The following is a 22892-nucleotide window of genomic DNA, read 5'->3' on the forward strand; positions in this document are numbered from 1 at the left end:
CTAAGGAGAGACAACGATGGCGATGGTACGACTGAACAACCCCTTCACCGGAGAAACCGTCTTCGAACAGGCCTCGGCCAGCTTCGGCGAGGTGGCGGAAAAACTGGCCCTGGCCCGGGCCGCCTACCGGCGCTGGTCGCGGGTGCCGGCGGCGGAGCGGGCACGCCGGGTGCGCGCCGCCCTGGAGGTGTTCCGGGCGGCAGAGGACGAGATCAGCACCGCCATCGGCCGGGAGATGGGCAAGCCGAAAACGGCGGCGGCCGAAGAGCTGCGCTACATGATCGAGCGGGCGGAATACATGTGCCGCTTCGCCGAGGACGGGGCGCTGGCGGATCTGGATCTCTCGGCCTATCACGACGCCGACTTCCAGGGACGTATCCGCTACCGGGGCAAGGGCATCGTCTATATCATCAGCCCCTGGAACTACCCGCTGTTCACCGCCATCAACGGCGTGGTCTGCGCCCTGCTGAGCGGCAGCGCCGTGCTGCTCAAACACACCACCACCCCCTCGGTGGGGCGCCTGTTCGAGCGGGCCTTCCACACCCTGGGCGACCAGGTGGATCTGCTGTTCAACATCACCGTCGACTATGAGGTGTCCGCCGAGATCATCGAGCGGGGCGACATCGACCAGGTGGTGTTTACCGGCTCGGTGCAGGGCGGGCGCGTGATCCAGCAGAGCATCGCCCGGCGGGCGCTCAACGACCAACTGGATTCCCCCTTTATCGAGGCCGCACTGGAGCTCGGCAGCAACGACGCCTGCTACATCGCCGAGGACGCCGATCTGGAGCAGGCTCTGCTGTGGGCGGTGAAGATCGGCCGGCTGCACAATTCCGGTCAGTCCTGTTGCGCGGTCAAACGGCTCTACGTGCACGAGTCCCTGTACGACGCCGTGGTGGAAGGCGCCAGGGCCATCATGGCCGCAGAGGTCAACGGCGACCCGCTGCGGCCAGAGACCACCCTGGGCCCCCTGTTCGGCGGCAGGGCGGCCATCGATGGCCTGCTGGAACTGGTGGCGGATGCCACCGCCAGGGGCGCGACCCTGGTGACCGGCGGGGCGCGAGAGACCCTAGCGGGCTGCGACTTCATCCAGCCGACCCTGGTGGCCGGGGTGGATCACGGCATGCGCATCATGAAGGAGGAAACCTTCGGCCCCGTGCTGCCGGTGATGAAGGTACGCAGCGACGAAGAGGCCTTCGGTCTGGTCGCCGACACCCGCTACGGGTTGACCGCCTCCATCTTCACCCGCTCGCGCGCCCGGGCCAATGCCTTTATCGAGGCGCTCGATTTCGGCACCCTCTACGTGAACCGCTGCAACTTCGTCGATGCCCGCCTGGGCTGGATCGGCCACCGTCACTCCGGCAACGGCTCCCTGGCGCTGTCGCCGGAAGGGCTGCGTGCCTTCAGCAGAAAGAACTCGCTCAACATCAACGGCACCGCCCTGGAGGACTGAACATGGCCTATTACGATCGGCTGGACGAGCACGGCCTGGCGGTGCTCGACTATGTGCGCGCCCGGCGGCACGACTTCCATCGCCATCCGGAGTTGTCCTGGTGCGAGTTCCGTACCACGGCGGTGCTGTGCCGGGAACTGGCGCAGATGGGCTTCAGCGTCCGCTGGGGACGTTCGCTGTGGGGTGATCTCAGGCCCCACAACCTGCCGCCCCGGGAACAGCTGGACGCCGCCTTCGCCGCCGCCCGTGCCGAGCTGGGGGAGGGGGATCCCTATCTGGCGGAGATGGCGGGCGGCTTTACCGGCCTGGTGGCCGAGCTCGACTGCGGTGCCGGGCCCCATCAGGCCTTCCGCTTCGATATCGATGCCCTGCCGGTGCAGGAGAGCGGCGGCTGCGACCACTCGCCCTGCGGGGCCGGCTTCGCCTCCGTGGTGGACGGCCGGATGCACGCCTGCGGCCACGACGGCCACATGGCGGTCGGCCTGGGCCTGGGCCGGCTGCTGGCCGAGCACAAGGCGGCGCTGAAGGGGCGCTTCACTCTGTTATTCCAGCCGGCGGAGGAAGTCGCCGGTGGCGGGGTGCACTTTGCCCAACTGCCCCAGCTGCAGGGAGCGGACCGGCTCTATTCGATGCATGTGGGCATCGTCGATCGGCCGGTGCTGGTGTGTGACGCCACCTGGATTGCCGGCAGCGTGTTCGAGGTGGTGTTCCGCGGCCGGCCCGCCCATGCGGGCAACAATCCCCACTACGGCCGCAACGCCCTGCTGGCCGCCTGCCAGGCGGTGACCGGCCTGTACGGCATCGCTCGCCACGGCGGCGGCGCCTCGCGAGTCAACGTGGGTGCCATGCACGCGGACAACCCCAACAACATCATCTGCCACGAGGCGCGGCTGCGTTTTGAGGTGCGCGGCGCCGACAACGGCATCCGAGACTACATGGCGGAGCGGGCCCGGCAGGTGATCGAGGGGGCGGCGGCGATGCAGGAGGTGATGGTAGAGACAACCCCGCTCACCCGCTTCGAGAGCCATCCCAACCACCCGGTGCTGGCGGCCTGGATCAAGGAGCAGGCGCTTGCCTTCGGCCTCGGGTCCGGGGATATCCAGGACAGCTACCAGGTGCCGGCCAGCGAGGACGCCACCTTTATGACCCGGGCGGTGAACGAGAGCGGCGGCCAGGCCTGCCACTTGCTGTTCGGCTGCCCGGTGGTGGGCGGGCACCACAACAGCCGTTTCGACATCCCCGATCCCCTGCTGGCCTGGGGCAGCAGCTTCTATTTTCACCTGGCACGACAGGCGGTGGCTTCCTGGGGCTCCGACCAGTTTAAAGTCTAACCAGATGGTGATTGTCTGCTGCACCGAAAAAAGAGGCGGCAGGGTCACCTCCGACGACACGCTTCGGGATCTGGCCATCGCCGGTTTCGGGGTGCCACTGGGCGCCACCATCAACATGTCCGGCTCCGCCATCTACATCACCCTGGCGGCCATCTTCGCCGCCAATATCTCCGGTACGCCCATTGCCACCGGCGATCTGCTGACGGTGGGGGTGACCGTACTGCTGATGTCCATCGGGGTCGGCGGCGTGCCCGGCGGCGCCGTGGTGATGGCCGGGGTGCTGCTGCACCAGATGGGCCTGCCGGTGGAAGCCATGGCCATCATCATGGCGGTGGACCGCATCAACGACATGTTCTGTACCGCCTCCAACGTGGTGGGCGACACCGCGGTCAATACCATAGTGGCCAGGATGGAAGGCAACCCGGACAGCCTGGAAGAGGCCACCGGGCTGGCACCGGTACAGGAAAAATAAAAGATAAAAAACCGCCGTCCGGCGGTTTTTTTATCCCTGGCCGGCGGCCTGCTCCCGGACGGAGAAGGGGATGGGAAAGACACGGTCGTAGGCCAGGTTGTAGACGAAGGCGTACACCAGGTAGAAGCTGGCCATGGCGATGTCCATCACGAAGGCTTCCCACAGGCTGATCCCCAGGTACCAGGCGATCATCGGCATGAACAGCAGCAGCAGGCCGCCTTCGAACAGCAGGGCGTGGCACACCCGGATCGGCGTGCTCTTTCGTACGTCGCCGCGCAGCAACACCATGGCATGATCGAACAGCAGGTTGTAGGCATAGTTCCAGAAGGTGGCGATCAGGGAGCCGACCACGGCCATCAGTCCCATGTCGAACAGCTGGTGGTCGAACAGCAGGCTGGCCAGGGGCGCGAAGATCAGCAGGCCGATGATCTCAAATCCCAGGGTATGGCGAATACGGTCTTTGGTGGTACGCATGTTATGTCCTCGGCAATCAAGCTCATGGCTCCCGATTCTATCTGCTAATATCGAGAGTAAAAGTTAGTTAGTATCGGATATACAGATAGATGAGTTTCTCTCTCGAGCAATTGCAGGCCTTCGTCGCCACGGTGGAAACCGGCTCCTTCTCGGCGGCCGCCCGCCGCTTGGGCAAGGTGCAGTCGGTGGTGAGCACCGCCGTCGCCAACCTGGAGATCGATCTCGGCAACCCGCTGTTCGACCGGGACGGCCGTTATCCCCGGCTGACCCCGGCCGGGGAGCGACTACTGGCGGAGGCGAGGGTGATACTGGAGCGCTGCGAGCACTTTCGCGGCCTGGCCAGGAGCCTGGGGGAAGGGGTGGAAAGCCGGCTGGTGTTGGCGGTGGACGAACTCTATCCCTCGGAGCAGCTGGGCGGGCTAATGGACGAGTTCGCCCGCCAGTTTCCCAGCGTCGAACTGGAGCTGTTGTTCCCGCTGATGGAGGACGTCAGCCGCATGGTGCTGGAGGAGCGGGTCGATCTCGGCATCATGTGGCGGCAGGAGATCCTGCCTTCGGCGCTCAACTTCCATGCCCTCGGCTGGGTACCGATGAAGATCGTTTGTGCGCCTTGCCATGTGCTGGCCGGGCAGCGGGTGGACTGGGAGGAGCTCAAGCGCCACCGCCAGCTGATGGTGGCGACCCGCAACGACAGCGAAGAGAAGGTGCGGCTGCGGGTGGCGTCGGAGGTGTGGTGGGTGGAGAGCCACTGGGTCATCGTGGAGCTGGTGCAGCGCAACCTGGGCTGGGCCTACGTGCCCGAACACATCGTCGCCCGGGCCCTGGGCGAGGGGCTGCTGGTGTCGCCCCGGCTGGCGTTCGACGATACCGACTGGCAGGTGGCGCTGGAGCTTATCTGGCACAAGCAGCGGCCGCTGGGCAAGGCCGCGTCCTGGTTGAAGAACGCGGCCATCGGCGCGGCTCAGTCCACCAGGTCGTAGGGCAGGGGCTGCAGTTGCAACCGGCTGTCCGGCTGATCTTTAAGCCGGAGCACGGTGTCCGCATCCAGATCCTTGTTGAGCACGGCGGTCAGCAGGCAGTCCTCGCCCCGCTGCCAGTGGCTCAGTACGGTGCCGGCCCGGCGCCAGTTATCGCCCAGTTGCAGCTCCAGATCCTGGTTGACGGCAATCTTGCCGGACGCCTTGCCGGCCAGCACGAACATGGCCTTCTTGTTGGCGCCCCGGTACTTGGCCCGGGCCACGGTTTCCTGGCCCATGTAGCAGCCCTTGTTGAAGCTGATGCCGCCGAGCGCCTGCAGGTTGAGCATCTGCGGGATATATTCGCCCTGGTGCTCGGCGCTCATGTCGGGCAGCCCGGCCTGGATCATCAGGCCCTGCCATTCCTGCTCGCTGCCCCTCGGCAGCTCGGGCAGCTCGGCGTCCAGGGGCAGTACCAGCAGGGCGTGTTCGGCCGCCACCGGAATGACGATGCCGCCCTGCCACAGGTTGCCGTCGCCCACGTGGTGGTTGAGCCAGTGGGACAGGCCTTCGCCGGCCAGGCCGAACACCTGCCAGCGGTCGCTGGCATCCTCGACCTCCACCTTGGAGAACACCGCGAACTTTTTCAGCTCGGGCAACTGGCGTGCTACCAGGGAATGATTGAGCAGCAGCAGCAGCTGTTCGCCCAGGTTGGCCAGCCAGAAGGGGGCCCACAGTTTGCCCTTGCTGTCGCAGTGGCCCCCGGGACAGGCGTCGCCGGCCTCGAGTGCGGCCACATCGCAGGTGACCTGGCCCTGCAGGTATTTGGTTCTGTCGTCACCGGTCAGACGGAGTACGGCCCTGTCGCTCAGGGGGTAAAGCACGGGGGAAGTGGCGATAGTCAACACGGGTACATCCTCTGTTGTCTATAAATAAGTGTGACCCTCATGGTAAAGATGGCCAACTTATTTGTCAGTACTCATTCGACCTTATAACATGGGCTTTGTTTTCTTTTCTGGAAGCCACCATGCTCAATACCTCCGATAAACCCCGCCTGATCTGGGCCTGCCGCCGTGGCATGCTGGAGCTGGACGTGATCCTGGGGCCTTTTGTCGAACATGAATACGACGCCTTGGATCAGACTCATCAGGCGACGTTCCGCCGTCTGCTGGAGTGTGACGATCCGGATCTGTTCGCCTGGTTCATGGGCCACGACCGCTCCAAGGACGCCGAGCTGCAGGCCATGGTGGGCTATATCCTTGAGCGTAACCAGATTCGCAATCAACGCTGAGCCGTCGTTGCTCCACCGCGGCTACCTGTTGGGGGTCGCCGGGGCCATGTGGGTGCCGGCGATCCTGCTGCTGGCGGAGCGCTGGTGGTGGTTCGCCCCCGGCTGGGCGCTGGCGGTATTGCTGATGTGGCGCCAGGCCGCAACCTATCTGCTTGAAGGCGAATTCAACCAGGGTCGGCTCACCCTGAACGGGCGCAGTGGCGCACTGTCGAAGCACAGCCGGGTCGGGCCCGGCTTTCTGCTGTTGGTACTGGAAGGCGACCCCTGGCCGCCGCTCTGGCTGTTCCAGGACGCGGTGCCGGACGAGGTGTTCCGGCGCCTGTCCCGGCTGGTGCTGAACGGCGGTCAGTCGGCCGGGTAGTTGGCCGGTGTCAGTATGGTGGGCTTGGGATCGTCCAACTGCTCCGGATAGTCCAGGGTGAAGTGCAGGCCGCGGGACTCCTTGCGCTCCATGGCGGACAACACGATCAGCTCCGCAACCTGCACCAGGTTACGCAGCTCCAGCAGGTTGTTGCTGACCCGGAAGTTGGCGTAGTACTCCTGGATCTCCTGCTTGAGCAAGTCGATGCGCCGCTTGGCCCGCTCCAACCGCTTGTTGGAGCGCACTATGCCCACATAGTCCCACATAAACAGTCGCAGTTCGTGCCAGTTGTGGTGGATGACCACTTCTTCATCCGAGTTGGTCACCTTGCTTTCGTCCCACAGGGGCAGCAGGGGCGGCTCCGGCGTGTCCGCCAGCTTGGACAGCATGTCTTCGCCAGCGGCGCGGGCGAAGACGATGCACTCCAGCAGCGAGTTGGAGGCCATGCGGTTGGCGCCGTGCAGGCCGGTGTAGGACACTTCGCCGATGGCATAGAGGCCTTCGATGTCGGTGCGGCCCTGTCGGTCGACCATGACGCCGCCGCAGGTGTAGTGGGCGGCGGGTACCACCGGCATGGGTTCCTTGGTGATGTCGATGCCCACCTTGAGGCAGCGCTCATGGATGGTGGGGAAGTGTTTGACGATAAAGTCGGCCGGCTGGTGGCTGATGTCCAGGTACATGCAGTCGGCGCCCAGGCGCTTCATCTCATGGTCGATGGCGCGGGCGACGATGTCCCGCGGCGCCAGTTCGGCCCGCTCGTCGTAGTCGGGCATGAAGCGGCTGCCGTCGGGACGCTTGAGCAGGGCTCCTTCGCCGCGCAGGGCCTCGCTCAGCAGGAAGTTGTTGTCGGCCGGATGATAGAGGCTGGTGGGATGAAACTGGTTGAACTCCATGTTGGCCACCCGGCAACCGGCACGCCAGGCCATGGCGATGCCGTCGCCGGAGCTGACGTCCGGGTTGGAGGTATACTGGTAGACCTTGGAGGCGCCACCGGTGGCCATGGCGATGAACTTGGCGCGTACCGTTTCCACCCGTTCCTTGTTGCGGTTCCAGACATAGGCGCCGAGCACCCGGTTGCCGGGCAGGCCCAGCTTGGCGGTGGTGATCAGATCCAGGGCGTTGACCCGCTCCAGGATGTGGATGTTGGGATGGCGTTGCACCTGTTCGGTCAGGGTCATCTGTACCGCCCGGCCGGTGGCGTCGGCGGCGTGGAAGATGCGCCTGTGGCTGTGGCCCCCTTCCCGGGTGAGGTGATAGGAGGGCTCGCCTCCGGCCGACTCCTCTGTATCGAAGGGGACGCCCTGGCCGATCAGCCACTGGATGGCGCCGGGGGCGTTGCTGGCGGTGAATTCCACCACTTCTTCGTCGCACAGGCCGGCGCCGGCGATCAGGGTATCGGTGACATGGGATTCGATGCTGTCGGTTTCATCGAACACGGCGGCGATGCCGCCCTGGGCGTAGAGGGTCGCGCCTTCGGCAAGCGGGCCTTTACTGAGCACGTGCACTCTGGCATGGTCGGCCAGCTTCAGCGCCAGGGAGAGGCCGGCGGCACCGCTGCCAATGATGAGTACGTCGCAGAGGTATTCAACGGGATCCTTCATAAAGTATCATTGGCCGGGGATGGAGAATGTCTCTATGTTATCCCAAGCTGAGCGCAGGCGCAGCCGGAATCATCTTTCTCAAATGAGTTCAGAACTTTTCCCCGCACCCGGAGTCTACTAAGGTGCGCTTATCACGGGCCGGTGGCAAGGCGCTGGAATAATCGGAGGTTACGCGGCTCGCATGAGCGATCATTTAACGGACCAGCAGCTGGTTGAACGGGTCCAGCGTGGCGATAAAAATGCGTACAACCTGCTGGTCAGAAAATATCAACATAAAGTGGCGAACCTGGTGGCCCGATACGTGTCCAACCATGGAGACGTACCAGATGTGACGCAGGAGGCCTTTATCAAGGCCTACCGGGCTTTACCCGGCTTCAGGGGCGAAAGTGCGTTCTTTACCTGGCTGTACCGGATAGCGGTAAACACAGCCAAGAATTATCTGGTTTCTCAGCGACGGCGTCCCCCGGGCTCCGATGTTGAGATAGACGACGCAGAATACTACGACGGTGGCGAGGCGCTGAAGGAGCTGTCATCACCGGAGAACCTCATGTTGTCGGACGAGATCAAGCGGGCGGTATTCGAGACCATTGATGCACTTCCGGAGGACTTAAAAACGGCAATTACCTTGCGAGAGTTGGAAGGGATGAGCTATGAAGAAATTGCCAGTGTAATGGATTGCCCTGTGGGTACCGTTCGCTCCCGGATCTTCCGGGCGCGGGAGGCAATCGACAAGCGGGTCCAACCTTTACTGCATGGGTAAACGGGGAAGCAGAGTTATGGAACACAAAGAACAAATCTCGGCACTGGTGGACGGAGAAATCCAGGATAAGGTGCTGCTAGAACAACTCAGCCGCGACAGCGAACTGTCTGAAACCTTTGGTCGGTACCATCTCTATGGCGATGCCATGCGCAACGATTTGCCGACGCACCTGCAGCTTGACTTGAGCGAGCGGATAGCGGAAGCCTTGGCGCAGGAGCCAGTCATGGTGGCGCCAACAGGGCCCGGTCAGCTTCGAGAGCGACCGGCGCAGGTACTGCGACCCCTCTTCGGACGGGTCGGTCCCCTGACGCGTCAGCTCGGCCAGTTTGCCGTAGCCGCTTCGGTATCGGCGGCGGTGATCTTCGGAGTGCAGCAGTACAGTCAGCAATCCGATGTGCCGTCTCCCGTGCTGAATACCGTTCCCTTGAGCGGCGGAGCGTCTCCGGTTAGTCTTAACTACCAGATGGACAGCCGGGAAGCGTTGAACGAGCAGGCCTTGTTGGAACAGCAGCGCAAGATCCATGCCTTGTTGCTGGATCACGAATTGCAACAGCGTCTTCGGCAGCATTAAGGGTAATCGAATTTGAATATGAGCGGACTGCGTGCCGTTGTTCTGGTGTTCGCTTGGGCCCTGTCCTCCGCGGTAATGGCCGAGGGGCCGGCCGAGGCCCTGTTGCAGCAAATGCAACAGGCCTATCGTCAGCTCAACTTCGAACTGACCCTGGTCGAATCCAGTCAGGGTCAACTCGAGCCCAAGCGCCTCACCCGGGGGCACCTCGATGGCCTGGTGCTGACCCATCTCACCCATCTCAACGGGCGACCGCGAGAGTACGTGCAGCGGGATGATGAAATCAGCTTCTTCGATGCCACTCAGGATGGCTACACGCTCAAGCATTCACGCCTGCCCGGCCTGTTCAACCGGTTGCAACTGATGTCGCTGGAGTCCTTGTCGGCCCACTACGATGCGGTGATCGCCGGGCGTAGCCGGGTTCTGGGCAGAGTGGCCCAGGTGGTGCGTCTGGTGCCCAAGGCGGACCATTACTACGGCTATGTGTTGTGGCTGGATCAAGACTCCGGGTTGTTACTGAAGCTGGACACGCTGGACAAAAATGCCGATCTGGTGGAACAGGTCATGGGCGTGGCCTTGCACATCAGCGAAGAGCCGGCGCCATTCCTGCGTGAGTTGAAGAGCGCCAACCTGCCTCCTTCCATGTCGCTGTCTGAAGCCTATCCCTCTCATCAGCAGCCACTGGCCTGGCAGGCCGGCTGGCTGCCCCAGGGGTTCGAAGTCAAATCCGAGGACAAACACAAGTTACCGGTGACCGAACAGTCGGTGGACTACCTGATGGCCTCCAACGGGGTGGTGGATATTTCCGTCTATGTGGCCCAGGCGGCCGCCGGCAGCGAGCCCCACCAGCAGTTGGTGCGCCAGGGCGCCACCCATTTGGTCAGTCTGATCAATCCGGCGCGGGTGGAGATCACCGTGGTGGGTGACATTCCCGCCGAGACTGCCCGCCGTATCGCCGAGTCGATCCAGCCCAAGGTCGCCAACCCATGATCGAAGAAGTGGCAATCGTGGTGGCGGTAGGCGAGGGGGGGGTAGAAGTCGCCAGTTTCAGCAAGTCCGCCTGTGGCCAGTGCCGGCAAAACAGCCAGTGCGGCACCGGCCTGGTATCCAACGCCCTGCCGGGGCGCGAACATCGTTTCTTCATCGCCACCGAACTTGAGCTCAAGGTTGGGGAGCGGGTGCGTATCGGTATTCCCGAGCAAAGCCTCATCACCAGTGCCCTGTTGTTATACCTGTTGCCCCTGCTGTTGCTGCTGGCCGGCGCGCTGTTGGCCGGCATCGGCCTGGGAGCCGGTGACGGCGGTACCCTGCTGGGGGCCACCTTGGGTGGCGGCACCGGCTTTTGGCTGAGCTCGCGGCTGTCCCGTCGGGGCGGCCGGGCGTTGTCCGAGCCGGTGCTCATAGGCCCGCTGCTTCCGCTGGCCAACATCGACTAAGGATTGGCCACGGTCCCGCGAATCCAGTAGAATCTCGCCCCTGACTCTCGCTTTATCAGAATACGGACTCCTTATTGCATCATGAAGCATATTCGTAACTTCTCCGTTATCGCCCACATCGACCACGGCAAGTCCACCTTGTCCGACCGCCTGATCCAGGTATGCGGTGGCCTGTCGGATCGGGAAATGCAGGAACAGGTGCTCGACTCCATGGACCTGGAGCGGGAGCGCGGCATTACCATCAAAGCCCAGAGTGTGACCCTGAACTACCAGGCCAAAGACGGCAACCAATACCAGCTGAATTTTATCGATACCCCGGGACACGTGGACTTTTCCTATGAGGTCTCCCGTTCCCTCGCCGCCTGTGAAGGGGCGCTGCTGGTGGTGGACGCGGGCCAGGGGGTTGAGGCACAGACTCTGGCCAACTGCTATACCGCCCTGGACATGGATCTGGAAGTGGTACCGGTGCTGAACAAGATAGATCTGCCCCAGGCCGAGCCGGAGCGGGTGGCCCAGGAGATAGAGGACATCGTCGGCATCGACGCCATCGATGCGGTGCGCTGCTCGGCCAAGACCGGACTGGGCGTGGACGAGGTGCTGGAAACCATAGTGCAGAAGATCCCGGCCCCCGAAGGGGATCCGGAGGCGCCGCTGCAGGCGCTGATCATCGACTCCTGGTTCGATTCCTACCTGGGTGTGGTGTCGCTGGTGCGGATCAAGAATGGCAGCCTGAGGAAGGGCGACAAGATCAAGGTGATGAGCACCGGCCAGGTATGGGGCGTGGATCGCATCGGCATCTTCACCCCCAAACAGAAGGACACCGACGGCCTCAACTGCGGCGAAGTGGGCTGGGTGGTGTGCGGTATCAAGGAAATCCACGGCGCCCCGGTGGGCGATACCCTGACCCTGGCCAAGCACGGCGCCGACAAGCCCCTGCCCGGCTTCAAGAAGGTCAAGCCCCAGGTCTATGCCGGCCTGTTCCCTATCTCCAGTGACGACTACGAGGCCTTCCGCGACGCCCTGGATAAGCTGTCCCTGAATGACGCCTCCCTGTTCTACGAGCCGGAAACCTCCAATGCCCTCGGCTTCGGCTTCCGCTGCGGCTTCCTCGGCATGCTGCACATGGAGATCATCCAGGAGCGGCTGGAGCGGGAGTACGATCTGGACCTGATCACCACGGCGCCGACCGTGGTGTACGAGGTGGTCAAGACCGACGGCGAGACCGTCTACATCGACAGCCCCTCCCAACTGCCGGCGGTGAACAACATCGAGGAGATCCGCGAGCCCATCGCCGAGTGCAACATACTGGTGCCCCAGGAATACCTGGGCAACGTCATCACCCTGTGCATCGAGAAGCGCGGCGTGCAGACCAATATGGTCTATCACGGCAACCAGGTGGCGCTGAGCTACGACATCCCCATGGCGGAAGTGGTGCTCGATTTCTTCGACCGGCTCAAGTCCTGCAGCCGCGGTTACGCTTCCCTGGACTACGGCTTCAAACGCTTCGAGGCTGCCGACATGGTGCGTCTGGACATCATGATCAACGGTGACAGGGTCGATGCCCTGGCGATCATCACCCACAAGGACAATGCCCAGTTCAGGGGCCGCCAGCTGGTGGAGAAGATGCGTGAGCTTATTCCCCGCCAGATGTTCGACATCGCCATCCAGGCCGCCATCGGCAACCACATCATCGCCCGCAGCACGGTCAAGGCCCTGCGCAAGGATGTGACCGCCAAGTGTTACGGCGGCGACGTCAGCCGCAAGAAAAAGCTGCTGGCCAAACAGAAGGAAGGCAAGAAGCGAATGAAGTCCCTGGGCCGGGTGGATATCCCCCAGGACGCCTTCCTGGCCATCCTGCATGTCGGAAAGGATAAGTAACCATGGCGAGTACCTTTGCCCTGATCCTGGTGCTGGTGACCCTGGTCACCGGTATCATCTGGGCCTGTGACAAGTGGATCTGGGCTCCCCAGCGGGCCCGCAAGATCGCCGATGATCAACTGGTGCACGGCAACAAGGTGGACAAATCGGCCCTGGCCAGGGCCGCCGCGGCACCGGGCTGGATCGAGCAGGCCAAGTCCATCTTCCCGGTGATCGCCGCCGTGCTGGTGCTGCGTTCCTTCATCTACGAGCCCTTCCAGATCCCCTCCGGCTCCATGATGCCGACCTTGCTGGTAGGCGACTTCATCCTGGTGGAGAAGTTCTCCTACGGCCTGAAGGAGCCGGTGACCAACACCAGGCTGCTCCCCACCGGCGAGCCCAAACGGGGCGACGTGGCGGTGTTCAAGTATCCGGAAGACACCCGCATCGACTACATCAAGCGTATCGTCGGTCTGCCCGGGGATCGCCTCGTCTACCGGGACAAGCAGCTCTTTATCAAGCCGGCCTGCGACGGCAACGACTGTCCCGACTTCGCCCCCGTGCCGCTGGAATTCGTCCAGAGCGGCGAGTTCACCCAGATGGGCATCCCCCTGGAGCGTTACCGGGAGCACCTGACCGAGCGCCCCCACGACATCCTGGTCAACCCGCTGCTGCCGGATCGGGTGTCCATGTACCACCGTCAGCCGGGCACCGCCCGGGACGAATGGGTGGTGCCGGAAGGCCATTACTTCGCGGTGGGTGACAACAGGGACAACAGCACCGACAGCCGCTTCTGGGGCTTCGTGGCCGAAGAGAACCTGGTGGGCCGGGCGGTGGCCATCTGGATAAGCTTTGAGTTTGAACGCAGCGCCGACGGCTGGCTGCCCGCCTGGGTGCCGAGCGACGTGCGCTTCAGCCGCATAGGCGCCATTCATTGATGAAAAAACTGAACATTCTGCAGAAAAAACTGGGTCACAGCTTCGGTGACGAGACCCTGCTGGTGCGGGCCCTGACCCACAGGAGCGCCGGCTCCCGTCACAACGAGCGGCTGGAGTTCCTGGGCGACTCCATCCTCAGCATGGTGATCGCCGACGCCCTCTACCATCGTTTTCCGAAGGTGAATGAAGGCGACATGTCGCGCATGCGCGCAACCCTGGTGCGGGAGAAGACCCTGGCCGAGCTGGCGCGGGAGTTCGAGCTGGGCGACTACCTGATCCTGGGCCCGGGCGAGCTGAAAAGCGGTGGCTACCGGCGCGAGTCGATCCTGGCGGATGCGGTGGAGGCCCTGATCGGCGCCATCTACCTGGATACCGACATAACACAGATCCACGCGCTGCTGTTGTCCTGGTACGACGAGCGGCTCAACGACATTCAGCCCGGGGTCGAGCAGAAGGATCCCAAGACCCGGCTGCAGGAATTGCTGCAGGCCAAGCGCAAGCCCTTGCCCACTTACACCGTGGTGGACGTGATCGGCGAGGCACATAATCAGAAATTTACCGTGCATTGCCTGGTGGACGGTTTGCCCGAGCCGGTGGTTGGTGTTGGCACCAGTCGTCGCAAGGCCGAGCAAGCTGCTGCCGAACATGCCCTGGATACCTTGCTATGACCGAACAAGAGCAGAGCTACTGTGGCTTTATCGCCATCGTCGGCCGCCCCAATGTGGGCAAATCCACCCTGCTGAACCAGCTGCTGGGACAGAAGGTGAGCATCACCTCGCGCAAGGCGCAGACCACCCGCCACCGCATCATGGGCATTCACACCGAAGGCGCCTACCAGGCCATCTATGTGGATACGCCCGGCTTGCACATCGAGGAAAAGCGGGCCATCAACCGGCTGATGAACCGGGCCGCCTCCAGCTCGCTGGGCGACGTGGAGATGGTGGTGTTCGTGGTGGAGGGTACCAAGTGGACCGCCGACGACGACATGGTGCTGAACAAGCTGCGCCACCTCCACTGCCCGGTGGTGCTGGCGATCAACAAGATTGACAACGTCAAGAGCAAGGACGAGCTGCTGCCCCATATCCAGTGGCTGTCCCAGCAGATGGAGTTCGCCGACATTGTGCCCATTTCCGCGGAGAAGGGCACCAATGTGGATACCATCGCCAAGCTGGCGCGTTCGCGGCTCAAGCCGTCGCTGCACTATTTCCCGGAAGACTACATCACCGACCGTTCCTCCCGCTTCATGGCGGCGGAGATCATCCGTGAGAAGCTGATGCGCTTCATGGGCGAGGAGCTGCCCTACTCGGTGACGGTGGAGATAGAGCGCTACCAGGTCAACGACAAGGGGATGGTGCATATCAACGGCCTGATCCTGGTGGAGCGCAGTGGCCAGAAGAAGATGGTGATCGGCAACAAGGGCGAGAAACTCAAGGTGATCGGCACCGAGGCGCGTATCGAGCTGGAGCAGATGCTGGAGCAGAAAGTTTTCCTCGAGCTGTGGGTCAAGGTCAAATCCGGCTGGGCCGACGACGAGCGTGCCCTGCGCAGCCTGGGGTATGGTGACGACTGAGCATGGCCCAGGCCGCCTTTGTCATCCATAGCCGGCCCTACCGGGAAACCAGCCAGCTGGTCGAGGTGTTTACCCGGGAGCTGGGCCGGCAGAGCCTGGTGGCCAAAGGCAGCCGCCAGCCCCGCTCCCCCCTCAAGGGGCTGTTACAGCCCTTCGTACCCTTGCGGCTCGGTTTCGCCGGCAAGGGCGAGCTGAAAAACCTGCACAGCGCCGAAGCCAGCGGCCCGGCCATCTCCCTGGCGGGCAGCGCCCTCTACAGCGGCCTCTACCTGAACGAGCTGATCTATTACCTGCTGGAAACCCAGACGCCATTCGACGAAGTGTTCGATGTCTATCACGATACGCTGAAAAAACTGGCAAATGGCGAGAGAATAGAACCATGCCTGCGTTATTTTGAGTTTTATATGCTAAATATACTGGGTTACGGCGTGGATTTTACCCAGGATGCCCTGACCGGCGAGGCGGTGCTGCCGGAGTGCTGGTACCGCTACCAGCCGGAAGCCGGTTTCGTGGCCCTGGAAGGACCCGAGCCGGGTGCCTATCCGGGGGGGCACCTTTATGCCCTGGCCGAGTTGGATCTCGAGCGGGCCGAGGTACTGGTTTCCGCCAAACGTTTCAGTCGCCAGGCCCTGGGGCCCTACTTGGGGGGCCGGGCCCTGCGTAGTCGGGCCCTGTTTGTCAAAGGAAAGAGAGGAAGTCGCAGTGAGTGAATTGTATTTAGGGGTCAACATCGATCATATCGCCACCTTGCGTAATGCCAGGGGCACCAGTTACCCGGATCCGGTGCAGGCGGCGGCGGTGGCCGAACAGGCCGGCGCCGACGGTATTACCGTGCACCTGCGGGAGGATCGCCGCCACATTACCGACAGAGACGTGGAGATCCTGGCTCAGACCATTCAAACCCGCATGAACCTGGAGATGGCGGTAACCGAGGAGATGCTCGATATTGCCTGCCGTATCAAGCCCGCCTTCGTCTGCCTGGTGCCGGAAAAGCGGGAAGAAGTCACCACCGAAGGCGGCCTGGACGTGGCCGGCCAGCTCGACAAGGTGAAGGCGGCGGTAACCCGGCTGACCGAGGCCGGCATCAAGGTGTCGCTCTTTATCGACGCGGACAAGACCCAGATCGATGCCGTGGTGGCCACCGGGGCGCCTTATATCGAGATCCACACCGGCCATTACGCCGATGCTCCCAACGAAGCGGAGCAACTGGCGGAGCTCAAGCGCATCGCCGCCTCCGCCTCTCACGCCCATGATCTGGGGCTCAAGGTCAACGGCGGCCACGGCCTGCACTACCACAACGTCAAGCCCATCGCCGCCATCCCCGAGATGCTGGAACTCAACATCGGTCATGCCATCATCGCCCGCGCCGCCTTCGACGGCCTGGAAAAGGCGGTGCGCGACATGAAGCGGCTGATGCGCGAAGCCCGCCAGGGCGTTTGATCGTCGGTCAGGGTGAGGCGTGAGGGGAGCGACGTGAGGCTTCTCCTCACCCCTCATCCCTCACCGGATTATAAATATTCCTTCGCCTCTTCCCTGATCTGTCCCATCCGCTCTTCCAGTTCCAGCAGTTCGGGCTCCAGCTCATCCAGCGGCTGCTTGGCCAGCAGGGCCCGCTCCAGCTGGGCCACCAGCGCCTGCAACTGGGGGACGCCGCAATAGGCGGTGCCGCCATGCAGCTTGTGCAGGGGCGGGTAGAGCCGATCGCCCTCCAGCTCCCCGGACAGGGCGGCATCCAGCAGGGGAGCGAACTCGTCGAAGCTCTGCAGCAGCAGGGCGAGCATCTCCTTCGCCAGTGGCTCCTTGCCCCCCGCCTGCTTGACTGCCAGCGACCAGTCTATCTGTCCCGGCGACCGGGGTCTGTGGCTGAAACGCTCTATGATGCGGGCCAGTATGGCCTCATCGATGGGCTTGGCCAGGTAGTCGTCCATGCCCTGGCGCAGCAGCCGGTCCCGCTCTCCCTCTATGGCGTGGGCGGTCACCGCCACTATCGGGGTGCTGGCGTTGGGGCCTCCCCGGGCGCGGATCTCGCGAGTGGCCTGGATGCCGTCCATCACCGGCATCTGGATATCCATAAAGATGATGTCGTAGCGGTTGACCGTGGCCAGGTTCAGTGCCTCCCGGCCGTTGGTGCAGCTTTCTACCTGGCTGACCTGCTCACTCAGCATGGCGCTGATCAGTTTGAGGTTGGCCGGGTTGTCGTCCACCGCCAGCACCCGGAGCGCCTGCTTGTGGGAAGGGGGCGCCAGGGTGATCTGCAGCATGGCCTCGGGGGCCGGGCTGTCCTGCTCCACCAGGGCGTGGGCCAGCTTCTGGTAGTGCACCGGTTTACTCAGGCAGTGGCTGGCACCGGTCTTGAGCAGGGCATCGACCAGGGTAGGATCGGTGGAGCTGAGCAGCACCACCACCTTGTTGTCGTGGTCCCTCTGCCGCAGGATACTCTGCTCCATCTGGCTGGGCAGGGTGTGAGGGCCGAAACCCAGCAAGGCGCAGTCGATGGCGACCCCTGGATAGGGTTCGTGCAGCACCTGCACTCCCCATTCCCGCAGCAGGGCGGTGGTGGCCCGGCGGCTGAAGTTGTCTTCCTCGAGGTAGAGTATCGTCCTGTCGGCGAGCTCGCTCAGGGGAAGAGGTTCGGCCAGGGGCAGGGCGGCCCGGCCCAGCTCCAGGGTAAAGCTGAACACCGAGCCCGAGCCCAGCTCGGAGTAGAGCTCGATGTCGCCGGCCATCTGGTGCACCAGTTTCTGGGTGATCACCAGGCCCAGGCCGGTGCCGCCGTAGCGCCGGGAAATGCTGGAGTCGGCCTGGTTGAAAGCCTGGAACAGCTGGCGGCGCTGGCTGTCGGAGATGCCGATACCGGTGTCCTGCACATGGATGCACAGGCCGGCCTTGTCCGGCTGGCCGGCGGGACGGGCGTCGACCCGCACGTCCACGTTGCCCTGCTCGGTAAACTTGATGGCGTTGCCCACCAGGTTGGTGAGCACTTGCTGCAATCGTAGCGGGTCGCCCACCAGGCTGTCGTGCACCGCCGCGTCCACCCGCAGCGACAGCTCCAGCCCCTTGTCGTGGGCGCTGGGAGCGAGCAGGGTCATCACCTCCTGCAGGGTGTCGCGCAGGGAGAAGGGGATTTGCTCCATCTTCAGCTTGCCGGCCTCCAGCTTGGAAAAGTCGAGGATGTCGTTGATGATGCCGAGCAGGTTCTGGGCCGATTTCTCTATGGTTTTGAGGTAATCCAGCTGGTTGGAGGTGAGCCTGGTCTTCTGCAACTGGCGGGCGAAGCCGATGACGCCGTTCAAGGGGGTACGCAGTTCGTGGGACATGTTGGCCAGGAACTCGGTCTTGACCCGGGCTGCCTCCTGGGCCCGCTTCTTGGCCATGTCCAGCTCGATATTCTGGATCTCGATCTGCTCCAGGGTCTCGCGCAGATCCGAAGTGGCCTGGTCGATGTTCTGCTGCATCTCGTCATGGTATTCCGACAGGGACTTGGCCATGGCGTTGATGCCGTTCTTCAGGACTTCCAGCTCGCCGGTGAACTCGCCGCTGACCCGGGTATCCAGCCGGCCCTCGCGGATCTTGTACACGGCGCTGACCATGTCGGTGATCGGCTGGGACACCCCCTTGATCAGCCGCACCCCGAACAGGGTGCTGAGACAGACCCCGAGCAGTACGATCAGGCCGGCGAAAAAGCTGTCCCGGTAATGCACCAGCATGGCCGAGTCGTTGGTCAGCTGCATGGACACATAGCCGATGGGTGTGGAGGAGGATTCCTCCCAGAGGGCATCGGCACGGATGCTGTCGGTCACCACCGGGGTGCGCAGTATGATGCCCTCGGGACCGGTTTCCACCAGGGTGATCCTGGGCAGGGGCAGTCCCTCGGGCAGGCGCATAATGTTGAAGTCGCGGTGGTAGTTGGAGGTGACCAGCAGCCGGCCTTCCAGATCGAACAGGGCGATGGACTTGACCAGGGGGCTGTTGTTGCGATGGATGTTGCTGAGCAGGCGGTTGAGCGCTTCCCGGTTGCGGCCGGTCAGCGCCAGCTCGCTGGCCAGGGCCAGGGGTTCGATGACGTTGACTCCCTGACGGATCAGGGCTTCTTCCAGCTGTTGGTAGCGGTTCACGGAGAAATAGCCGGCCAGCAGTATGCCGATGATCAGGGTCGGTAAGATGGTGAAAGCCAGTACCCGGGCTCGCAGGCCGTATTTGGTCATAGTGGGTGAATGTGGGACAATACGCGCTCAAATCAACAGAGGCTTATGATGACATAGCCGGTTCGAGGGCTCCACGTTTTATGGTTCAGTTCTTCAAGGTCAAAAAGCCCGATGTCCAGACCCTGGCGCCGCTCGAGGTCGAGATCCTCGAGCTCAACGCCCACGGCGTGGGGGTGGCCCGCCATCAGGGCAAGCCCCTGTTCGTGCCCGGCGTGCTGGCCGGCGAGCGGGTACGGGTGCGGCTGACCGGACAGAACAGCAAGTACCAGACCGCCAGCCTGGTCAAGGTGCTGAAGGCGTCCTCGGAACGGCAGAAGCCCTTTTGTCCTTATACCGCCCAGTGCGGCGGCTGCTCGCTGCAGCACGTGCCGCTGGCCGCCCAGCGGGCCCTCAAGGCCCGTGCCGTGGCCCGGCTGTTCGCCCGCCACGGTGTCGAGGCGCTGCCCGAACCCGAGTGGCTGACGGGGGAGGGACGGGGCTACCGGCGGGTGGCCCGGCTGGCGATCCGGCGCCAAGGCAAGGGGGTGGCCCTGGGTTTTCGCCGGCACCAGTCCCACGAACTGGTGGAGATAGCGCATTGTGGTGTGCTGGCACCCACCCTGTCGGCCCTGATCCCCGACCTGCGCGCCTTGCTGAACCGGCTGCAGGGGGGCAGGCAGCTCGGGCACCTGGAATTGTATTTGGCGGCCGAAGGCGTCGCCCTGCTGCTGCGCCACGGTGGTGCACTCTCCAACCGGGACCTGGATAGCCTGCTGGCTTTCGCCCAGGAGCGAAACCTGGCGCTGTTTTTACAGGACGATGCCGGCCGTCGTCCTTTACATGTTCCTTTTCCGATTTATTATCAAATAGATAATATCCGACTTTCGTTTACTCCCGGGGATTTCATCCAGGTCAATGGCCTGCTCAACGAGCAGATGGTGCGCCAGGCACTGGCCTGGCTGGCGGCCGAGCCCGGGCAGGCGATACTGGATCTGTTCTGCGGCGTGGGCAATTTTTCCCTGCCGCAGGCTTCGGCCGGGCATCCCGTGATCGGGGTGGAAGGGGTGATGGAGATGGTGGAGCAGGCCCGCGGCAACGCGGAAGACAGCGGCCTGGTCCAGGCCCGTTTCTACCGGGCCGACCTGGCTGCCGACTTCACCGCCGAACCCTGGGCCAGGCAGGGCTTCGACCGGGTACTGCTGGATCCGGGGAGGGCCGGGGCCGAGCAGGTGATGCCCTATCTGCTGAAGCTCTCGCCGCAGCGGTTGCTCTACGTCTCCTGTAACCCGGCCACCCTGGCCCGGGACAGCGAGGTCCTGCTGGCGGGGGGATACCGACTCGTCCGCCTCGGCCTCATTGATATGTTTCCCCATACGGCCCATTGTGAAGCGATGGCCTTGTTTGAACTCAGCTAAGGGACGCTTATGGTTTCAGTGCGCGACACCCACCTCAGATCAACCTTCAGCCTGGCGGAGTGGGCGGCGACCCTGCCGCTGGATGCGAAAGAGCGGGAGCAACTGACGGCGGTCTACGACTATTGCCGACGGTTGGGGGTGCCAGCGGAGGTGGAGCAGCGGCTGCACGCCCAGGGCGTGGAGATGGTGGGGATACTGCTGACCCTGAGCATGGATCTGGATACCCACAAGGCGGCCCTGCTCTATCCCTTCCTGGAAAGCGGTTACCTCAGTCTGGAGCAGGCACGGGAAGATTTCGGCGACAATATCGCCCGCCTGCTGCAGGGGGTGGCCGACATGGAAGCCATCCGCTCGTTGCAGCATGTGCACAGTGACAAGAGTTCCGAGGCCCAGGTCGACAAGGTCCGTCGCATGCTGCTGGCCATGGTGGAGGATGTGCGGGCCGTGGTGATCAAGCTGGCCGAGCGGATCACCTGCCTGCGCGAAGTGAAAAGCGCCGACGAGGAGACCCGGGTACTGGTGGCCAAGGAGATCGCCAACATCTACGCGCCGCTCGCCAACCGCCTTGGCATCGGCCAGCTCAAGTGGGAGCTGGAGGATCTGTCGTTCCGCTATCTGCATCCGGAAACCTATAAACGTATCGCCCGGCTGCTGGACGAGAAGCGGCTGGCGCGGGAAGCCTATATCGACAACTTCGTCGCCGGGCTCAAGGCGGCGCTGCGCGACGCGGGCATAGAGGCCGAGGTGTACGGCCGGCCCAAGCATATCTACAGCATCTGGCGCAAGATGCAGAAGAAACACCTGGACTTCGACGAGTTGTTCGACGTGCGAGCGGTGCGGGTGGTGACCCGGCATCTGCAGGACTGCTACGCGGCCCTGGGGGTGGTGCACACCCAGTGGCGCCATATTCCACGGGAGTTCGACGACTACGTAGCCAACCCCAAGCCCAACGGCTACCAGTCCATCCATACGGTGGTGATCGGGCCCGAGGGCAAGACGGTGGAGATCCAAATCCGCACCGATCAGATGCACCAGGATGCGGAGCTGGGGGTGGCGGCCCACTGGAAGTACAAGGAAGGCGCCGCCGCCGCCAGGCAGAGCGGTTTCGAGGAGAAGATCGCCTGGCTCAGGAAGCTGCTGGCCTGGCAGGAAGACATGGCCGAGAGCGGCTCCCTGGTGGACGAGCTGCGCAGCCAGGTGTTCGAGGACAGGGTCTATGTGTTCACGCCCAAGGGGGAAGTGGTGGACATGCCCGCCGGCGCCACTCCGCTCGATTTCGCCTACTACATCCACAGCCAGATCGGTCACCGCTGCATCGGCGCCAAGATCGACGGTCGTATCGTGCCCTTCACCTACCAGCTGCAGACCGGTGACCAGGTGGAGATCATCACCCAGAAGCAGCCCAATCCCAGCCGGGACTGGATGAACCCCAACCAGGGTTTTTTGCGCACCAGCCGGGCCCGCTCCAAGGTGGCCACCTGGTTCAAGAAGCAGGACAGGGACAAGAACATCCACGCCGGCCGCGAGGTGCTCGACAAGGAGCTGGACCGCCTGGGGCTGACCTTCTCCCAGATCGACAAGAAGGCGCTGGAGCGCTTCAACGTGGCCACCCTGGACGATCTGCTGGCCGGCATCGGCGGCGGCGACCTGCGCATCAACCAGCTGCTCAACTACCTGCAGGGGCAGCACAAGAAGCCGACCAGCGCCGAGCAGGACGAGCAGGTGCTGCGCCAGCTGGAGCAGAAGGCGGCGAAGAAGCCACAGGATCACAAGGCCCATGGCCATATAGTGGTGCAGGGGGTGGGCAACCTGCTCACCAACACCGCCCGCTGCTGCCAGCCGATACCGGGCGACGAGATCATCGGCTTTATCACCCAGGGGCGGGGCATCTCCATCCACCGGGCCGACTGCGAGCAGCTCAAGGAGCTGGCGGCCCAGCACCCGGAGCGGATGGTGGACGCGGTATGGGGCGAGAACTATTCCGGCGGCTACAACCTCACCATGCGGGTGGTGGCCAACGACAGATCCGGCCTGCTGCGGGACATCACCACCATCCTCGCCAACGAGAAGATCAACGTGATGGGCGTCAACAGCCGCTCCAACCGCAAGCAGCAGACCGCCATCATCGACATGGAGCTCGAGGTCTACAACATCGACACCCTGAGCCGGACCCTGGCCAAGATCAGCCAGTTGCCGGACATACTGGAAGCCAAGCGGCTGTAACGGGA

At 63.4% G+C, this 22892-nt stretch carries 22 protein-coding genes; 18 read left to right on the forward strand and 4 right to left on the reverse strand.

Going from position 1 to position 22892, the window contains the following annotated elements:
• Positions 1 to 16: 16 nt before the first annotated feature.
• The 3 genes from ACT7DK_RS03485 to ACT7DK_RS03495 are packed head-to-tail and all read left to right on the forward strand — an operon-like array spanning position 17 to position 3253.
• Positions 17 to 1450, forward strand: a complete 1434-nt coding sequence (locus ACT7DK_RS03485) for an aldehyde dehydrogenase family protein (RefSeq protein ID WP_445396367.1) — start codon at positions 17 to 19, stop codon at positions 1448 to 1450.
• A gap of 2 nt (positions 1451 to 1452) precedes the next feature.
• The gene (locus ACT7DK_RS03490; RefSeq protein WP_445396369.1) at positions 1453 to 2781 is read left to right on the forward strand and encodes an amidohydrolase; all 1329 of its coding nucleotides are present in this window, start codon (positions 1453 to 1455) and stop codon (positions 2779 to 2781) included.
• Between the two features lie 4 nt (positions 2782 to 2785).
• Complete coding sequence (locus tag ACT7DK_RS03495; protein WP_445396371.1) at positions 2786 to 3253, forward strand: dicarboxylate/amino acid:cation symporter; 468 nt, start codon at positions 2786 to 2788, stop codon at positions 3251 to 3253.
• Positions 3254 to 3283: 30 nt separating this feature from the next.
• On the opposite strand, the gene ACT7DK_RS03500 is transcribed toward ACT7DK_RS03495, so the two are convergent.
• On the reverse strand, positions 3284 to 3727 hold the full coding sequence (locus ACT7DK_RS03500) for a PACE efflux transporter (RefSeq protein WP_445396373.1): 444 nt from the start codon (positions 3725 to 3727) through the stop codon (positions 3284 to 3286).
• Positions 3728 to 3816: 89 nt separating this feature from the next.
• Here ACT7DK_RS03500 and ACT7DK_RS03505 point away from each other — a divergent pair, with 89 nt between their 5' ends.
• On the forward strand, positions 3817 to 4707 hold the full coding sequence (locus tag ACT7DK_RS03505; RefSeq protein ID WP_445396375.1) for a LysR family transcriptional regulator: 891 nt from the start codon (positions 3817 to 3819) through the stop codon (positions 4705 to 4707).
• Here ACT7DK_RS03505 and ygfZ read toward each other — a convergent pair.
• Positions 4689 to 5591, reverse strand: a complete 903-nt coding sequence (ygfZ, locus tag ACT7DK_RS03510; protein ID WP_445396377.1) for a CAF17-like 4Fe-4S cluster assembly/insertion protein YgfZ — start codon at positions 5589 to 5591, stop codon at positions 4689 to 4691. The two genes, ACT7DK_RS03505 and ygfZ, sit on opposite strands and share 19 nt — an antisense overlap.
• Positions 5592 to 5710: 119 nt before the next feature.
• Here ygfZ and ACT7DK_RS03515 point away from each other — a divergent pair, with 119 nt between their 5' ends.
• Both ACT7DK_RS03515 and ACT7DK_RS03520 read left to right on the forward strand, forming a co-directional pair.
• The gene (locus ACT7DK_RS03515; RefSeq protein ID WP_445396379.1) at positions 5711 to 5974 is read left to right on the forward strand and encodes an FAD assembly factor SdhE; all 264 of its coding nucleotides are present in this window, start codon (positions 5711 to 5713) and stop codon (positions 5972 to 5974) included.
• Positions 5943 to 6335 (forward strand): protein YgfX, encoded by a 393-nt coding sequence (locus ACT7DK_RS03520; protein WP_445396381.1) that lies wholly within the window; start codon positions 5943 to 5945, stop codon positions 6333 to 6335. Before ACT7DK_RS03515 ends, ACT7DK_RS03520 begins: the two co-directional genes overlap by 32 nt.
• Here the strand turns inward: ACT7DK_RS03520 and nadB are convergent.
• Positions 6320 to 7936, reverse strand: a complete 1617-nt coding sequence (gene nadB / locus ACT7DK_RS03525) for an L-aspartate oxidase (protein ID WP_445396383.1) — start codon at positions 7934 to 7936, stop codon at positions 6320 to 6322. The genes ACT7DK_RS03520 and nadB overlap by 16 nt on opposite strands.
• 181 nt (positions 7937 to 8117) lie before the next feature.
• On the opposite strand from nadB, the gene rpoE reads away from it, so the two are divergent.
• From rpoE to pdxJ, 10 genes are all read left to right on the forward strand, one after another.
• Positions 8118 to 8696: an RNA polymerase sigma factor RpoE gene (gene rpoE / locus ACT7DK_RS03530; RefSeq protein ID WP_445396385.1), complete on the forward strand. Its 579-nt coding sequence runs from the start codon at positions 8118 to 8120 to the stop codon at positions 8694 to 8696.
• 16 nt (positions 8697 to 8712) lie between these two features.
• The gene (locus ACT7DK_RS03535) at positions 8713 to 9267 is read left to right on the forward strand and encodes a sigma-E factor negative regulatory protein (RefSeq protein ID WP_445396387.1); all 555 of its coding nucleotides are present in this window, start codon (positions 8713 to 8715) and stop codon (positions 9265 to 9267) included.
• An 18-nt stretch (positions 9268 to 9285) separates the two neighbouring features.
• Complete coding sequence (locus ACT7DK_RS03540) at positions 9286 to 10254, forward strand: MucB/RseB C-terminal domain-containing protein (RefSeq protein WP_445396389.1); 969 nt, start codon at positions 9286 to 9288, stop codon at positions 10252 to 10254.
• Positions 10251 to 10700, forward strand: a complete 450-nt coding sequence (locus tag ACT7DK_RS03545) for a SoxR reducing system RseC family protein (protein ID WP_445396391.1) — start codon at positions 10251 to 10253, stop codon at positions 10698 to 10700. Before ACT7DK_RS03540 ends, ACT7DK_RS03545 begins: the two co-directional genes overlap by 4 nt.
• A gap of 81 nt (positions 10701 to 10781) precedes the next feature.
• Positions 10782 to 12578, forward strand: coding sequence for a translation elongation factor 4 (gene lepA, locus ACT7DK_RS03550; RefSeq protein WP_445396393.1), 1797 nt, complete (start codon positions 10782 to 10784; stop codon positions 12576 to 12578).
• Between the two features lie 2 nt (positions 12579 to 12580).
• On the forward strand, positions 12581 to 13495 hold the full coding sequence (gene lepB, locus ACT7DK_RS03555; protein ID WP_445396395.1) for a signal peptidase I: 915 nt from the start codon (positions 12581 to 12583) through the stop codon (positions 13493 to 13495).
• Positions 13495 to 14163, forward strand: a complete 669-nt coding sequence (gene rnc / locus ACT7DK_RS03560) for a ribonuclease III (RefSeq protein ID WP_445396397.1) — start codon at positions 13495 to 13497, stop codon at positions 14161 to 14163. Before lepB ends, rnc begins: the two co-directional genes overlap by 1 nt.
• A complete protein-coding gene (era, locus tag ACT7DK_RS03565) occupies positions 14160 to 15065 on the forward strand; it encodes a GTPase Era (protein WP_445396399.1) in 906 nt (301 codons plus the stop codon). Before rnc ends, era begins: the two co-directional genes overlap by 4 nt.
• Before the next feature lie 2 nt (positions 15066 to 15067).
• Positions 15068 to 15775, forward strand: a complete 708-nt coding sequence (gene recO, locus ACT7DK_RS03570) for a DNA repair protein RecO (protein ID WP_445396401.1) — start codon at positions 15068 to 15070, stop codon at positions 15773 to 15775.
• Positions 15768 to 16505, forward strand: a complete 738-nt coding sequence (pdxJ, locus tag ACT7DK_RS03575) for a pyridoxine 5'-phosphate synthase (RefSeq protein ID WP_445396403.1) — start codon at positions 15768 to 15770, stop codon at positions 16503 to 16505. Before recO ends, pdxJ begins: the two co-directional genes overlap by 8 nt.
• A 68-nt stretch (positions 16506 to 16573) precedes the next feature.
• Here pdxJ and barA read toward each other — a convergent pair whose 3' ends face one another.
• Positions 16574 to 19270, reverse strand: a complete 2697-nt coding sequence (gene barA, locus ACT7DK_RS03580) for a two-component sensor histidine kinase BarA (protein ID WP_445396405.1) — start codon at positions 19268 to 19270, stop codon at positions 16574 to 16576.
• An 80-nt stretch (positions 19271 to 19350) separates the two neighbouring features.
• On the opposite strand from barA, the gene rlmD reads away from it, so the two are divergent.
• Together rlmD and relA are read left to right on the forward strand one after the other, a co-directional pair.
• Positions 19351 to 20664, forward strand: a complete 1314-nt coding sequence (rlmD, locus tag ACT7DK_RS03585) for a 23S rRNA (uracil(1939)-C(5))-methyltransferase RlmD (RefSeq protein ID WP_445396407.1) — start codon at positions 19351 to 19353, stop codon at positions 20662 to 20664.
• 9 nt (positions 20665 to 20673) lie between these two features.
• Entirely contained in the window at positions 20674 to 22887 is a 2214-nt protein-coding gene (relA, locus tag ACT7DK_RS03590; RefSeq protein WP_445396409.1) for a GTP diphosphokinase, read from the forward strand.
• Positions 22888 to 22892: the final 5 nt, after the last annotated feature.

The organism is Zobellella sp. An-6 (assembly GCF_052487945.1).

Bases quoted from the DNA above. Each gene is read 5' to 3' on its own strand.
- ACT7DK_RS03495 (WP_445396371.1), top strand. From the start codon at position 2,786: ATGGTGATTGTCTGCTGCACCGAAAAAAGAGGCGGCAGGGTCACCTCC.
- ACT7DK_RS03490 (WP_445396369.1), top strand. From the start codon at position 1,453: ATGGCCTATTACGATCGGCTGGACGAGCACGGCCTGGCGGTGCTCGAC.
- era (WP_445396399.1), top strand. From the start codon at position 14,160: ATGACCGAACAAGAGCAGAGCTACTGTGGCTTTATCGCCATCGTCGGC.
- ACT7DK_RS03535 (WP_445396387.1), top strand. From the start codon at position 8,713: ATGGAACACAAAGAACAAATCTCGGCACTGGTGGACGGAGAAATCCAG.
- ACT7DK_RS03545 (WP_445396391.1), top strand. From the start codon at position 10,251: ATGATCGAAGAAGTGGCAATCGTGGTGGCGGTAGGCGAGGGGGGGGTA.
- ACT7DK_RS03540 (WP_445396389.1), top strand. From the start codon at position 9,286: ATGAGCGGACTGCGTGCCGTTGTTCTGGTGTTCGCTTGGGCCCTGTCC.
- ACT7DK_RS03500 (WP_445396373.1), bottom strand. From the start codon at position 3,727: ATGCGTACCACCAAAGACCGTATTCGCCATACCCTGGGATTTGAGATC.
- rnc (WP_445396397.1), top strand. From the start codon at position 13,495: ATGAAAAAACTGAACATTCTGCAGAAAAAACTGGGTCACAGCTTCGGT.
- barA (WP_445396405.1), bottom strand. From the start codon at position 19,270: ATGACCAAATACGGCCTGCGAGCCCGGGTACTGGCTTTCACCATCTTA.
- lepB (WP_445396395.1), top strand. From the start codon at position 12,581: ATGGCGAGTACCTTTGCCCTGATCCTGGTGCTGGTGACCCTGGTCACC.
- ACT7DK_RS03515 (WP_445396379.1), top strand. From the start codon at position 5,711: ATGCTCAATACCTCCGATAAACCCCGCCTGATCTGGGCCTGCCGCCGT.
- lepA (WP_445396393.1), top strand. From the start codon at position 10,782: ATGAAGCATATTCGTAACTTCTCCGTTATCGCCCACATCGACCACGGC.
- recO (WP_445396401.1), top strand. From the start codon at position 15,068: ATGGCCCAGGCCGCCTTTGTCATCCATAGCCGGCCCTACCGGGAAACC.
- rlmD (WP_445396407.1), top strand. From the start codon at position 19,351: ATGGTTCAGTTCTTCAAGGTCAAAAAGCCCGATGTCCAGACCCTGGCG.
- ACT7DK_RS03485 (WP_445396367.1), top strand. From the start codon at position 17: ATGGCGATGGTACGACTGAACAACCCCTTCACCGGAGAAACCGTCTTC.
- relA (WP_445396409.1), top strand. From the start codon at position 20,674: ATGGTTTCAGTGCGCGACACCCACCTCAGATCAACCTTCAGCCTGGCG.
- nadB (WP_445396383.1), bottom strand. From the start codon at position 7,936: ATGAAGGATCCCGTTGAATACCTCTGCGACGTACTCATCATTGGCAGC.
- rpoE (WP_445396385.1), top strand. From the start codon at position 8,118: ATGAGCGATCATTTAACGGACCAGCAGCTGGTTGAACGGGTCCAGCGT.
- ACT7DK_RS03505 (WP_445396375.1), top strand. From the start codon at position 3,817: ATGAGTTTCTCTCTCGAGCAATTGCAGGCCTTCGTCGCCACGGTGGAA.